At 61.0% G+C, this 12,925-nt stretch carries 12 protein-coding genes; 5 read left to right on the top strand and 7 right to left on the bottom strand.

The window, feature by feature from the left end:
* Positions 1-16 precede the first annotated feature (16 nt).
* Positions 17-997, bottom strand: coding sequence for a methylmalonyl Co-A mutase-associated GTPase MeaB (gene meaB, locus Q1A91_RS21770; protein WP_299882586.1), 981 nt, complete (start codon positions 995-997; stop codon positions 17-19).
* A gap of 81 nt (positions 998-1,078) precedes the next feature.
* Here meaB and hrpB point away from each other — a divergent pair, with 81 nt between their 5' ends.
* The gene (hrpB, locus tag Q1A91_RS21765; RefSeq protein WP_299882584.1) at positions 1,079-3,493 is read left to right on the top strand and encodes an ATP-dependent helicase HrpB; all 2,415 of its coding nucleotides are present in this window, start codon (positions 1,079-1,081) and stop codon (positions 3,491-3,493) included.
* 3 nt (positions 3,494-3,496) lie between these two features.
* Here the strand turns inward: hrpB and Q1A91_RS21760 are convergent, their stop codons facing one another.
* The 4 genes from Q1A91_RS21760 to Q1A91_RS21745 form a co-directional block, all read right to left on the bottom strand.
* A complete protein-coding gene (locus Q1A91_RS21760) occupies positions 3,497-4,015 on the bottom strand; it encodes a hypothetical protein (protein ID WP_299882582.1) in 519 nt (172 codons plus the stop codon).
* Positions 4,005-5,660 carry a hypothetical protein gene (locus tag Q1A91_RS21755; protein ID WP_299882580.1) on the bottom strand — a complete coding sequence of 552 codons (1,656 nt, stop codon included), beginning with the start codon at positions 5,658-5,660 and terminating at the stop codon, positions 4,005-4,007. Before Q1A91_RS21755 ends, Q1A91_RS21760 begins: the two co-directional genes overlap by 11 nt.
* A complete protein-coding gene (locus Q1A91_RS21750) occupies positions 5,657-6,637 on the bottom strand; it encodes a membrane dipeptidase (RefSeq protein ID WP_299882578.1) in 981 nt (326 codons plus the stop codon). Before Q1A91_RS21750 ends, Q1A91_RS21755 begins: the two co-directional genes overlap by 4 nt.
* Before the next feature lie 82 nt (positions 6,638-6,719).
* A complete protein-coding gene (locus Q1A91_RS21745; RefSeq protein WP_299882576.1) occupies positions 6,720-7,121 on the bottom strand; it encodes a DoxX family membrane protein in 402 nt (133 codons plus the stop codon).
* Positions 7,122-7,319: 198 nt separating this feature from the next.
* Here Q1A91_RS21745 and Q1A91_RS21740 point away from each other — a divergent pair, with 198 nt between their 5' ends.
* The 4 genes from Q1A91_RS21740 to Q1A91_RS21725 all read left to right on the top strand — a co-directional run bounded on the left by Q1A91_RS21740 (position 7,320) and on the right by Q1A91_RS21725 (position 10,745).
* Positions 7,320-7,931 carry a 2-hydroxychromene-2-carboxylate isomerase gene (locus tag Q1A91_RS21740; protein ID WP_299882574.1) on the top strand — a complete coding sequence of 204 codons (612 nt, stop codon included), beginning with the start codon at positions 7,320-7,322 and terminating at the stop codon, positions 7,929-7,931.
* Positions 7,932-8,012: 81 nt separating this feature from the next.
* Positions 8,013-9,206, top strand: coding sequence for an FAD-binding oxidoreductase (locus tag Q1A91_RS21735; RefSeq protein WP_299882572.1), 1,194 nt, complete (start codon positions 8,013-8,015; stop codon positions 9,204-9,206).
* A 193-nt stretch (positions 9,207-9,399) separates the two neighbouring features.
* The gene (locus Q1A91_RS21730) at positions 9,400-10,371 is read left to right on the top strand and encodes a response regulator (protein ID WP_299882570.1); all 972 of its coding nucleotides are present in this window, start codon (positions 9,400-9,402) and stop codon (positions 10,369-10,371) included.
* 56 nt (positions 10,372-10,427) lie between these two features.
* Positions 10,428-10,745 (top strand): phosphorelay protein, encoded by a 318-nt coding sequence (locus Q1A91_RS21725; RefSeq protein ID WP_367278704.1) that lies wholly within the window; start codon positions 10,428-10,430, stop codon positions 10,743-10,745.
* A 93-nt stretch (positions 10,746-10,838) separates the two neighbouring features.
* On the opposite strand, the gene Q1A91_RS21720 is transcribed toward Q1A91_RS21725, so the two are convergent.
* Positions 10,839-11,207: a response regulator gene (locus tag Q1A91_RS21720; protein ID WP_299882568.1), complete on the bottom strand. Its 369-nt coding sequence runs from the start codon at positions 11,205-11,207 to the stop codon at positions 10,839-10,841.
* A gap of 12 nt (positions 11,208-11,219) precedes the next feature.
* Positions 11,220-12,869 (bottom strand): PAS domain-containing sensor histidine kinase, encoded by a 1,650-nt coding sequence (locus tag Q1A91_RS21715; protein WP_299882567.1) that lies wholly within the window; start codon positions 12,867-12,869, stop codon positions 11,220-11,222.
* Positions 12,870-12,925: the final 56 nt, after the last annotated feature.

Raw genomic sequence — 12,925 nt, 5'->3', positions numbered from 1 at the left:
ATTTCAAATATTCCGATTACTTCGTCAGGCTGGAGAGCTTTGTCACAAAGGCCTGTGCGGCTGCTGACGGGTCTTTATCCCCCTGCGCGACGGCATCACTCAAGCCCTTCAATTCGGCTTTGACTTGCGGCGCCTCCAACTGCGCCAGAAGGCGCTGTTTGATATCCTCGTGAAACCAGTACCGCGCCTGATCTGCGCGGGTCTTGTCCCAGAACCCCTGCGCGCGCCGCCAGTCCGACAGCTCTGACAGGGCAGCCCAGACCGCATCCAGCCCCTGTTCTTCCGCAGCCGAGACCATCATCGCTTTTGGATACCCGTCCGGGTCCTGTTCGCGTTTGCGCAACAGCCGCAATGCGCCTGCATAATCCGCACAGGTCCGAGTGGCTGTTGACTTCAACGCGCCATCCGCCTTGTTGACCACAATCAGATCGGCCATCTCCATGATGCCCCGTTTGACCCCTTGCAGTTCATCCCCGCCAGCCGGCGCCAGCAGCAGCAAAAACACATCCGACATCTGCGCCACGACAGTTTCGGACTGACCAACCCCTACGGTTTCGATCAACACAACGTCAAACCCCGCCCCTTCGCACAGGCGCACCGCCTCTCGCGTGCGGCGCGCCACGCCACCCAGGTGGGTCTGGCTGGGCGATGGGCGAATGAAGGCATTGGGATCGCGGCTGAGCCGGTCCATCCGGGTCTTGTCGCCCAGGATTGAGCCGCCGGAACGGGAGGAGGACGGATCAACCGCCAGCACGGCAACCCGCAGGCCCATGCCGGTCAGCATCATGCCAAAGCTCTCAATAAAGGTGGATTTGCCCACGCCGGGTGTCCCCGACAACCCGATGCGCAGCGCCTGGCGATCCTGCGGCAGGGCCGCCAGAAGTGCGGCAGCCTGCGCACGGTGATCCGCACGGCCCGATTCAACCAATGTGATTCCCCGCGCCAGCGCACGGCGGTCTTTTGCGGCGATGCGTTTTGCCAGATCCTGCTCACTCATGGCGTATCTTTTGCGGTGCGCAGGCGGAATGTCCATCCCCTGCCCTTGGCGCTGGCGCGTCTTTGTCAGATAACCGAACCGATGCAACATGTTCTGCCCATTGACGACGTTCTGGATCAGGTGATCGCGGCCCTGCGCACCCGCACCCGCGTGGTGTTGCAGGCCCCGCCGGGTGCCGGCAAAACCACCCGTGTGCCGCTGGCCATGCTTGAGGCAGACCTCACGCCCGGCCGCATCCTGATGCTGGAACCCCGCCGCCTTGCCGCGCGTGCCGCCGCTGAGCGTATGGCCGCAACGCTGGGAGAACAGGCCGGAGAAACCGTGGGCTACCGCGTGCGGGGCGCATCCAAGGTCGGCCCCAAGACGCGGATTGAAGTGGTGACGGAAGGCATCCTGACCCGGATGCTGCAAGACAAACCGGACCTGCCGGGGGTCGGTGCGGTGATCTTTGACGAATTTCACGAACGCTCGCTCAATGCTGATCTGGGATTGGCGCTTTGTCTGGAAGTGGCGGGCGCGCTGCGTGATGATCTGATGCTGGTGGTCATGTCTGCCACGCTGGATGCGGCCCCGGTGGCGGAACTGATGGCGGCACCCGTTGTCACCTCCGAAGGGCGCAGTTACCCGGTGAAGGCGCATTGGCTGGACAAACCGCTGGGACGGCAGCGGTTTGAAGAGGCCTGCGCCGATCTGGTGCTGCATGCGCTGGCGTGTGATCCCGGTTCAGCGCTGGTGTTTCTGCCCGGCGAAGGGGAGATCCGCCGGGTGGAGGCCTTGTTGAAAGGCAGGCTGCCGGCCGATTGCACCTTGGCCCCCTTGTTCGGTGCGATGGATTTCAAAGCCCAGCGCGCGGCGATTGTCCCTGCGCCGAAGGGTCGCAAGGTGGTGTTGGCCACAGCGATTGCAGAGACGTCACTGACCATCGAAGGCATCACGATTGTGGTCGATGGCGGACGCGCGCGACGGGCGCGGTTTGATGCGGCCTCGGCCATGTCACGGCTGGTCACGGAACGGGTGACACGTGCCGAAGCCACACAGCGCGCGGGCCGGGCCGGCCGCATGGCCCCCGGACAGGCGTTCAAACTGTGGACAAAGGGGGAGGAAGGCGCGCTTGCGGCGTTCCCCCCGGCGGAGATCGAAGCCGGAGATTTGACCGGCTTTGCGCTGGAGTTGGCGCAATGGGGCGCTGCGGCGGATGATCTGGCCTTTGTCACGCCGCCCCATGACGGGCGGCTGGGGGAGGCACAGGCGGTGCTGCACATGCTGGACGCATTGGACACGCAGGGACGCATCACCGAACATGGCCGCGCCCTTGCCCGCCTGCCGCTGCATCCGCGTCTGGCCCATATGGTGGCGCGGGGCGGACCCACGGCACCATTGCTCGCGGCATTGCTGGCGGAGCGCGATCCGCTGCGCGGGGTGGGCTGCGATCTCAACCGGCGGCTGGTGGCGGTCAAGGCCTCCAGACCCAAGGCGGCAGCCCACGCCCCGACGCTGGCGCGCATCCGGCAAGAGGCAAAGCGGCTGGCGAAAGGTCAGCCGTTGGACGGACCGGATGATCTGGGTGTGCTGGCGGCCCTCGCCTATCCGGACCGCGTGGGCCTGCGCCGCAAGGGCGATGCGCCACGCTATGTGCTGTCGGGCGGCAAAGGCGCGGTCATGCCCGAAGGCGATGGGCTGGCTGGGGAGCGGTTGATCGTGGCAACCGATCTGGATGGCGACCCGCGGGAGGCCAAGGTCCGGCAGGCCGCAACGATCAGTGAAGCCGCGCTGCGCGCAACTTTCCCCGAGCAGATCGGCTGGCAAGACATTTGCCTGTGGTCGAAACGGGACAGCCGCGTGCTGGCCCGCCGTCAGGAAAGGTTTGGCGCGCTGGTGCTGGAAGACCGGAACTGGCCTGATGCCCCCGACGAAGATGTGGCGCGGGCGATGTTGGACGGCGTCCGGCAACTGGGGCTGAACCCGTCCCCTCCTGCACAGCGTTTTCTGGCCCGCGCGAGGGGGATGGGCGCGGATTTTCCGGATTACTCAGAGGCGCACCTGATGGAGACGCTGGAAGACTGGCTGTTGCCGCATCTAACGGGTGTACGCAGTGCGGGCGATTGGAAAGGGTTTGATCTGCTGCCCGCCTTGCGGGCGCGATTGGATTGGGACGCGCAGCAGGCGCTGGATGCCGCCTCCCCTTCGCATTTCGTCACACCTTTGGGCCGCAAGGTACCGATTGACTACGGCGGGGAGCAACCGGCGATTTCGGTGCGCCTGCAAGAGGTGTTTGGTGTCACCCGGCATCCGCAGGTGGCAGGGCAGGCCTTGCGCATCACGCTGTTGTCCCCTGCCCAGCGGCCCGTGCAGGTGACCGATGATCTGCCGGGGTTCTGGGAGCGGTCTTATGCCGATGTGCGCAAGGACATGCGCGGCCGTTATCCGCGCCATCCCTGGCCCGAGGACCCGACACAGGCCGCGCCCACCGTGCGCGCCAAACCACGCGGGACCTGAGCGTCAGTCGTTGTCCGTCAGCCCGGCCCCGGCGCCGCCCGCGCGGGAGGCTGCGGTATCCGGGACCAGCAGATGTGCGGCAAGCGCGGTCATGCGTGCGGCCAGACCGCCGGGCAGCGTGACACGCACAGGCAGCACGCGCGGCGCAGGGGTGGAGAGCGCGCAGGTCAGCACAAAGCCGTCCTGTGACGCTGTGGCTGTGATGGCAAAGGATTGAGCCTCAAGGTAGCTCTGAATGAAATCGGGTGGGGCGTCTGCGTGCAGAACACCCTCTGCCACATCGCCTTCGGCGGATTCCATCAGCCGCGTCAGGGCCAAAGGTATCTCAAGGATGGGGCCGGACGGCAGAGCCTCAAGGGCGGCGCGCAGATGTTGCGGGGCGCGGCCCGCCTGAAAGTGACACAGGGCTGCGCGGCCAAAGGCGGCGGCCTGTTGCGGCGGTGCCCCTGCCCCCCGCGCGGCTTTGGTGGCCAGCGCCACCAGTTCATTGCCCGACAGGATCACCGCAGGCTCATTGTGCAAACACCGGCAGCCACCAGTCGTCCGCGTCGCCCGTTGCCAGATCACCCGCCAAAGGCGCGCCCTGACACAGGGTGATGCGGGTCCACCGGTCGGATTTCGGATCGAACTTGGACGCGCCGAAGAAGCTGAGCTTGCAACGCAGCATATCAATGGGCAGGCAGGAGGTGGCAATCAGGTTGTCGCGGATTTCGCCGTAGGGATAGCGGTCTGCCATCTGCACGCGCGCCACGGCAAGGCCGTGTTCGGGGTGTTGTTCCAGCAGCGCCGACACGGGCTGCGCGCCATCGCCAATGTCGCGGTAAAGCGCCTTGACCCGCCGCGCGATATCCAGCGGGCTTTCCAGCTCCGCCCCCGGTTCCTCAAACCGCAGACCAAGCCGGGGTTCCTGTTTGGCTTCAGAGACATACCAGAACTGACCGCAGTGGTCGGCGGCGTCATAATCAGGCGTCAGCGCCCAGTCGAAATACTGCTCGATCCGGGATCTGAGGGCGGCAGTGTCGCGCAGTGGCAGGGTCATCGGGCCGAAGGGGTCCCCCATACATTCCGCAAGACCATCAACCAGATCGCCGAAGGGCTCAATCAGCATCGCGGCCAGAAGCTCTTGCAGATCAAGGCTTTGATCCTCGGCCGCCGCCATCACACGCGCCAGCGGGGTCGGTCCGCCGAAATCCAGTGTCGCACGGAAGATGTCCCAGTCCCCCCGCAGCGCCACAATCCGCCGCTGGTGATCGGCGTCAGGCACCTGCCATTCGCCCAGATGCTGTGCAGCACGTTCCGCCAAAGCGTGCAGACGCGCGGCGGTGGGGGCATCCACACTTTCAATCGCGCAGACCCGCGCCAGTGCGGTTTCCCGCGCCAGCATCCAGTTGTTGAGCAATACCGGGTGGCTGACCAGAAACGGGGCCATGCCAAGGCCCGTGGAATTGCCGATCCCCAGATGACGTTTGAGAGGCGCATCCAGCGGCGCGCCGCCGACATGTTCGGCCAGCTCATGGGTGAAATGGCGGATCAGCCAGACGGTCAACATCTCAGCCGCAAAGGGCCCTTCAAGGCCGGGACGGTTTTCGATCACCGCGCGGTCGGCGATGCCGAATTTGCCGTTGCCATAGACAGCCGTGGTGCGCATCAGATAGCCCACATCGCGGATCATCTGTTCATTCGGCTGACAGCCTGCGCGCAGGCTTTCTGTCACATGGGCAAACAAACGCACCGATTTGTTCGCGCGGCTCAGCACAAGGTCGCGTTCGGTGAAACGGGCGGCTTCCTGCAAGGGCGCGCTGGCAACGATACGGGCGATGTCATCTGCGTCCGGCATTCCGTCAAAAAGCACATAGGCGCTGTCCCAGGCGGTTGCGATCACCCGGTCGGTGCGTTGCTCCGGCGGCAGATCGGTGGAGACGGCGACAAGGCTGTAGCGATGCCCGCCCAGCACCAGAGAATAGACCGCATGACCGAACCCGTCTGCATCCATCTCCCAGACAGGGCGCGACACGGTGACCTCTTCAGCGGCGAGGCGACGTATGAGACTGCGCAGAAAGGACAGGCGCGTGGGGAACATCGACCCCATCCGCGCCAGCCGCATCACCTGCGCTGGCGGGCGCAATGGCGCTTGGGGGGGTGGTGTGAAATCAGCGATGTCTTTCATGCCGGGCCAAACCCTTCTTCATAAAACCGCAGCCAATTGCCGCCCATGATGCCGTCAATATCATCCCCGCTCAGGCCCGCGGCAATCAGACCCGCGCGGATGTTGCCAAAGTCGCGGTTGTCGCCGAACCACGGGGGCATCGGCGGAAAACCCGCATTGCTGGCAGACCCTTCGCCGTAATCAATCGCCTTGGTCCAGCGTCCGACGCGCATCCATTCCACCACACTGTCGGGTTGATCCTGACACAGGTCTGTCCCGATCCCAAGATGCCGCGCCCCATAGCGGTCAGCGGCTTCGGCAACCATCTGGCAAAAGCTCTCAAGCGTGCAATCGGACCCGCCCGCAAGGTGATGCGGATAGACGGAAAAGCCCAGCATCCCCCCTGCCCCTGTCAGCGCCTTGAGCACCCTGTCGGATTTGTTGCGCAGCGCTGCGTGCCACCAGTGCGGATTGGCGTGGGTGATGGCAATCGGTCTTGTGGAATGGTCAATCGCCTCCAGCGTGGAGCGTTCCGCAGAATGGCTCATGTCCACGACAATGCCGACGCGGTTCATCTCTGCCACCACCTGCTTGCCCATGCGGGTAAGGCCCGTGTCGTCCTCCTCGTAACAGCCCGTCGCCAGCAGGGATTGGTTGTTGTAGGTCAACTGCATGAAGCGGATGCCAAGCTGGTGGCAGATCTCAACCAGCCCGATGTCGTCCTCTATCGGACTGGGGTTCTGAAAGCCTAAGAATATCGCCGTGCGGCCCGTTTCCTGCGCGCGGCGCACGTCAGCGGCAGTGGTGCCTTTGAAGATCAGGTCCGGATGGTCTTCGAACCAGCGGTTCCAGCGTTCAAGGTTCAGCACCATCTCACGGAAATTCTCGTGATAGGCGATGGTGACATGCACGGCATCCACGCCGCCTGCGCGCATCTGTTCAAAGATGCGGGGGGAGAAATTGGCGTATTGCAGATTGTCGATCAAAGGCGTTTTCATAGCGCCACATTCAATGAAAACGCCGCCCGGCTCAATCAGGAAAACGACCCGCGCATGCGCGCGCGCCCCTGCCGTCCAGCACTCATTCCGGTGCCGAAAGCACCTCATGCGCGCTGAGCATCACAAGGCCGCCCGCGATGGCCCAGTTCTTTAGGAAGATCGACATTTGCACCGGATCATCGGGGATGAAGTGAAACACGCTCGTCGCGATGGAATAAAGCGCCAGCACAAGGGCTATCGGCGCCAACCACAGGCCCATGATCAGGCAGGCCGCCCCAAAAGCGCTGAGGATCAAGGCAGGCCAGATCAACGCGGGCGCGTATCCCTGTGCGGCCAGCAAGTGTTCCACCACTTCCGGCGCAAAGGCCTTTTGCAATGCCCCTGCCAGAAACAGAGCGGCAAGACACAGCCGCCCCGCAAACATGCCGGCACTGGCGAGGGGCCGCACGAACCGGGCGGGTTTCATCAAAACGGCGGTGTTCATTGCAGGATGCTTTCAGAGCCAGGGACGCCCGCCGGATTGACACGGGTGCGATCAGAATATGGCGCGCGTTAACAATTTGCGCGCCCGATTGCACGGGTGACCTTGGGACAGGGAAAATGGGTGCGATGCCCGCTCTTTTCATACCCGCTTGCGTGAGTCATGCTCACGTCTGGCCTGCCCCGGAACCAAGGAAACCCCATGCGCCCCACACGAGAAATCGAATACTTCTATTCCGCCCATTCCGCCTATGCCTATCTTGGCGCTTGGGAATTGGCCCGAATTGCAGACCAGACCGGCGCGCGGGTCATCCACCGCCCCTTTGATTTCCATCCGGTGATCAATGCCGCAGGCGGGCAACCGTTCAAGAAACGCTCCGCTGCGCATGTTGACTACTTCTTTGGGCGTGAACTGGTCCGTTGGGCCGAATGGCGGGGCCTGCCCATCGTGGATTTCAGACCGACCTACCATGACAACCCGCTGCACCTGCCCAACAGCGCGATCATCGCGGCGGGTGAGCATGCAGATGCGTTCTCCCGTGCGGTGCTTCAGGCCCATTGGCGCGACGACGCGGATATTGCAGACGCCGCTGTTCTGCACGCTCTTGCAGAGGGGATGGGCATGGATGCGGAAGCCCTGCTCACCGCCGCCGGCTCTGGCGCCATTGAGGCGCAGCATCAGGCCAACACGAAAGAGGCCATTGATCGCGGGCTGTTCGGGTCCCCCACCTATTTCGTGGACGGCGACATGTTTTACGGACAAGACCGGCTGATGATGGTGGAACGCGCGCTGGATACGGCATTTTCCCGGTGAAACGTCGCAAAATGACATTTACGCCCCTGCCGTGCGCTTGATACCTTTCGCGCGGACATCCCCTGAATTGTGAGCCCGGCCATGCCTTCATCTTCTTTCGACGTGATCATTGTGGGCGGGGCGATTTACGGATCGTCACTGGCCTGGTGGCTGACAAACACGCCCGGTTTTGACGGCACGATTGCCGTGGTGGAGCGCGACCCCACGTATACCTTTGCCTCCACCAGCCACACCAATTCCTGCATCCGCCAGCAATTCAGCAATCGCACGAACATTCAGGTGTCTCAATTCGGTGCGGAATTCATCAAGAATTTCCGCAGCTTCATGGGCGGTGACCCCGAAGTGCCGCATCTGCCGCTGCAAAGTTACGGCTACATGTATCTTGCCGATACCGAAGAATTTGCCGCGACCCTGCGGGAAAGCCAGCAGATCCAAAGCGCGCTGGGTGCGCACACCCGCCACATGACCCGAGATGAGATCGCGGAAGCCTATCCGTTTTACAATCTCGATGGCATCATCGGTGGCAACCACAACCTTGTGGATGAAGGATACTTTGACGGCGGCACGATGTTTGACTGGTTCAAACGCATGGCCAGACGGAACGGTGTCACCTACCTGCATGATGAGGTCACCGGCCTGACCCTGAACGCGGCGGGCACGCAAGTTGAAGGGGTCACGCTGAAATCCGGAGAAACCCTGAGTTGTGGCACGTTGGTCAATGCGTCAGGCCCACGCGCCGCGGCCACCGCCGCGATGGCAGGCATCGACCTGCCCGTGCGGCCCCGAAAAAGGTACACGTTTATCTTCGATGCGGCCCAGCCACTGGACCGCGATTTGCCACTGACAATTGACCCCTCCGGCGTGCACATGCGAACAGATGGAAAATACTACCTGGCCGGGTGTCCGCCAGATGAAGACCCGGACGTCGCCTATGACGATTTCGTGTTTGACCATAGCCTGTGGGAGCAGAAAGTCTGGCCTGTCTTGGCAACCCGAGTCCCCGCCTTTGAACAGATCAAGGTTATCAACGAATGGGTGGGGCATTACGCCTATAACACCTTTGATCAAAACGCGATTGTCGGCGCCCACCCTGAAATCTCTAACCTCATATTTTTAAACGGATTTTCAGGGCACGGATTGCAGCAAAGCCCTGCAATGGGACGCGGGGTTGCAGAACTGATCACCCATGGGGCGTATGAATCACTTGACCTGTCGCCTTTTGGATTCGAACGGGTCATGAACCAAACGAAGTTTCTGGAAAAAGCGGTGATCTGAAAACGCTGCGCTGAGCAAGAAATGGCCCAAACAGTCTCAGTTTGAGTTGAATTGCTCTATTTGCCGAAACAGCGCCCCTTCAATTCCATTACTTTTCGCCAATCCGCCAAAATTGTGCCACTTTTCCCGTAGAAGTTGGAGTAAGCAAGAACGGGGCAAAAAATAAAACCAGCCCGCGAAACCGGAGAGAGCAATGCGTATCCTGGCCGTTGACGACGACCCAATTATCCTCGAGCTGCTTTGTCAGTTCATCGAGGCTGTCGGCGACCATAATCTCAGCACCGCCCCTTCCGCGATTGATGCGCTGGAATTTCTGGAGAGCAATCCAGACGACGTTTTTGATTGTTTTCTGTTCGATATCCAGATGCCAGGCATGGACGGGATCGATCTGACCCGGAAACTGCGCGAAACCTCCCGTTTTGCCGATACACCTGTGCTGATGCTGACGGCCATGGCCGAAAAACGCTATATCGACAACGCCTTCGCTGCTGGCGCCACGGACTATGTGACCAAACCGTTTGAAGTGGCGGAACTGAAAGCACGGCTGAACACGGTTGAAGGGCTGCTGGAGGCCCGCCAGACCCGCACCAAGAAGATCTTCGCAACGCAGTCTCTGGCCGAAGATGTCAACACTGTCGAGATTTACGAGCCGATCTCCATCTATGATGTTGAGAACGTCATCGACTATCTTGCGATGGAAAACTACGTGGCACAGCTGTCCAAGCAGTCGCTGTTCGGCTCCACCACCTTTGCCTTCACCATCCGCCAGATCGACGCGTTCCACGCCGGGTTGAGCGCGTTTGAATTCTACAGCCTGATTCAGGATGTGGCCGAGATCATTTCCGACACCCTGGTTGGGCGTCAGTATCTGATGTCCTACGCCGGCAGCGGCACTTTCGTGTGCATCACAGAAAGCGGCTGGCGCCCGGACATGCAGCAATTGATGGATGCCATCAACCTGTCGCTTGCCCGGACAGAGCTTTACAATAATGCAGGTCAGCGTTTGCAGCCGCGCGTCAGCGCAGGTGGTGCGATCCGGCTTGTCTGGAAAACAGGGAATTCCGTAATGGAGGCGCTTGCCGCCGCCCATGCCAGTGCCGAAGAGGCCTGCGTCGCGTTTGAGAAGTCACAGAGTAACTATTTTGAGTTAGGTCAAACAGCGTGAAAGACATGATGAATGAATTGCCAGGGATCGATCGGGTCCGCGGTCGCTTTCTAGAAATGTTGGAACAACGCCAGTCGGCGATTGCGGGGCATGCGCTTGCGGCATGGGACGGACAGACCCTCGAAGACATCAACGAAAACCTTGCCTCTGCGCAAGCTGTACTTCACCAGATTTCCGGCAGCGCAGGGTCGCTGGGCTGGGCAGATCTGGGCAAAGCCGCGCGGGAGTGTGAGATGGAGATCATTGCTCATCTGGAAGGTCCTGACGCCGATCTGGCCATTTGCCCCGGCGAATTGATCTACCACCTCGACGTCTTTGTGACCAATTGTCGCGAGGTTATCGCGGCGCAGCGGACGCCCGTTGAAGCGGAATAACTGACAAACTGGCTGTAAGAACAAAGGCGCCCACTGTATCAAGTGTGGCGCCTTTTCTTTTGTCTGTTCTGCTCTGAACACACCTGAACGCGGCTATATTCCAATCGCACTTTTGACCTGATCGGCAAGCGACATCGGGTCGAAGGGTTTGCTGATCACCTCGGCCGCACCAAGGCTGCGCAATTCTTCCATCTCTGATTGCTGTGCCCGCGCGGTCATGAAGATCGCAGGCGTATCTGCCAGTTCAGGCATCTCGCGCATTTTCTCAAGCGTTTGTTTGCCGGTCATGCCGGGCATCATCATGTCCAGCAGGATCACATCAGGCAGATACCCCGGCACTGTGGTCAGCGCGTCCTCCCCGCTTTCACATTGCACCACTTCAAATTCACCAGAAAGGTCCAGCGCCATCTTGGCGATTTCGCGGATGTCTGCATCGTCCTCGACGTGTAGCAGCTTTATCATGCCTGCTCCTCTTTAAGAGGCCTCGCGCACGTCATCCTTCTTCGAGATGATAAGCCGAGACCCGGAATCTTTGGGCAACACAAAGTTGAATGAGGTGCCCACACCTTCTTCTGTCTCGAACCCTATCTTACCGCCAAGGCTTTCGACAATAGCCTTGCAGATGTTAAGTCCCAATCCGGTTCCACCCTTGGCTGCACGTTCGGAGTTTTCCAGATCGGCAAAGCGCTGGAAAATCTTGTGCTGGTCCTTTTGCGGAATACCCATGCCCTGATCCCGAACAGAAATGCGGACCTTCTCTGCGTCGTCCCGAACAGAGATCGTAATGATCCCGCCGGGTCTGGAGAATTTGCAGGCGTTGGACAACAGGTTGGTCAAAACCTGAATGATCCGGTTGGGGTCGGTCGACAGCGGGATCGGGTTCTCCGTCCCTTCAATCTTGACGGTCAGGCCAAGACGCTGGCGCATCATTTCGTTCGCCTGGTCGGTCTCGCGGATCAACGCACCCAGATCGACATCTTCCATGACAAAATCCATCCGCCCTGCGGAGATTTTCTCAAGGTCGAGAATGTCGTTGATGATCAACACCAGCCGGTCGGCATTCCGATGCGCGATCTGCAACAGCTCGGCCGCCTTGTCCGGCAACTCCCCTGCCGCATTCGACAACAACAGGCCCATCGACCCTTTGATCGACGTCAGCGGAGAGCGCAATTCATGGCTGACCATGGAAATGAAATCAGACTTCGTCTGCTCCTGCGCGCGGGCTTCGGTCAAATCTGTGAGGGTGATCAGGAAGCGTGCAGGCTGCGCTGCCGCAGGCAGGAATTTGATACCAACCGAGAAAGGCGTGCCCATCAGATCGACGTCAAAGCGCGAATTCATCTGATGCGTCTTTTTGAGAAGCTGGCAGGCATTGCCAATGACCCGCACCGCTTCGGCATCTGCGACATCGCTCAGGCTGCGGCCGCGAAACCCTTCCTGACGCCAGTCCAGCCGATCCAGAGAAGCGTGGTTCATGTAAGAGAACGCCAATTCATCCGCATCAAGGATCCAGATCTCATCCCGCAGTTCGTTCAGGATCTCGGCGCTGCTTTGCAAAGCCATCAGTTTGTTGATCTGTGTGACGTCCGTCCGGGCCGAGATCGAGCCAACCCATTCGCCGTCATCGTCATAAAGCGGTGCGGTCGTCGTATGGGTGAAAATCGACGATCCATCGGCTTTGCGCAGCGGCGTCTGACCAGCCCAGGATTCACCGCGCTGCAACATCCGGCGGATGCGCCGCACCAGCGCCCGGCCCGTGTCGTCGTAAAGCATATCAATCGGTTGCCCGATCAGGTCTTCGCGCGCATAGCCCGTGGTTTCCACCAACAGGTCGTTGACTTCGACCAGTTTGGCATTGCGGTCCACAACGTTGATCATCGTATGCCGGTTACACACCGCCATACGCTGCGCCAGAAGCGTATCCTTGAGATGTGGAGATGTCGGACGGGCCCATTTTCGCAGCGCCATGGGGACCAGCGCAGTGAGCGCAATCGCGCCGGCAGCGGGCGCCACAGTGGCAACAGATCCGCTGAGCAGCGCCGCCGCGGAGACATACCATCCTGCGCCAAGGGCGGCACCGATGGCGGTGTGGCGGGTGGACTTCTCTTTGACCGCATTGAACACGGATCACCTCACTTGGACTGTACGAGCCAGGGCGCGCTCTTGCGGCGCACTCCGTG

This window comes from uncultured Sulfitobacter sp., assembly GCF_947500075.1.
GTDB lineage: Bacteria > Pseudomonadota > Alphaproteobacteria > Rhodobacterales > Rhodobacteraceae > Sulfitobacter.
The sequence above is the reverse complement of the archived record's forward strand: the minus strand, read 5'-3'. Positions and strand labels throughout refer to the sequence as shown.

Coding starts and splice junctions, on each gene's coding strand:
- Q1A91_RS21755 (WP_299882580.1), bottom strand. CDS start 5,660: ATGAAAGACATCGCTGATTTCACACCACCCCCCCAAGCGCCATTGCGC.
- Q1A91_RS21720 (WP_299882568.1), bottom strand. CDS start 11,207: ATGATAAAGCTGCTACACGTCGAGGACGATGCAGACATCCGCGAAATC.
- Q1A91_RS21745 (WP_299882576.1), bottom strand. CDS start 7,121: ATGAACACCGCCGTTTTGATGAAACCCGCCCGGTTCGTGCGGCCCCTC.
- Q1A91_RS21750 (WP_299882578.1), bottom strand. CDS start 6,637: ATGAAAACGCCTTTGATCGACAATCTGCAATACGCCAATTTCTCCCCC.
- Q1A91_RS21730 (WP_299882570.1), top strand. CDS start 9,400: ATGCGTATCCTGGCCGTTGACGACGACCCAATTATCCTCGAGCTGCTT.
- meaB (WP_299882586.1), bottom strand. CDS start 997: ATGAGTGAGCAGGATCTGGCAAAACGCATCGCCGCAAAAGACCGCCGT.
- Q1A91_RS21740 (WP_299882574.1), top strand. CDS start 7,320: ATGCGCCCCACACGAGAAATCGAATACTTCTATTCCGCCCATTCCGCC.
- Q1A91_RS21735 (WP_299882572.1), top strand. CDS start 8,013: ATGCCTTCATCTTCTTTCGACGTGATCATTGTGGGCGGGGCGATTTAC.
- Q1A91_RS21725 (WP_367278704.1), top strand. CDS start 10,428: ATGTTGGAACAACGCCAGTCGGCGATTGCGGGGCATGCGCTTGCGGCA.
- hrpB (WP_299882584.1), top strand. CDS start 1,079: ATGCAACATGTTCTGCCCATTGACGACGTTCTGGATCAGGTGATCGCG.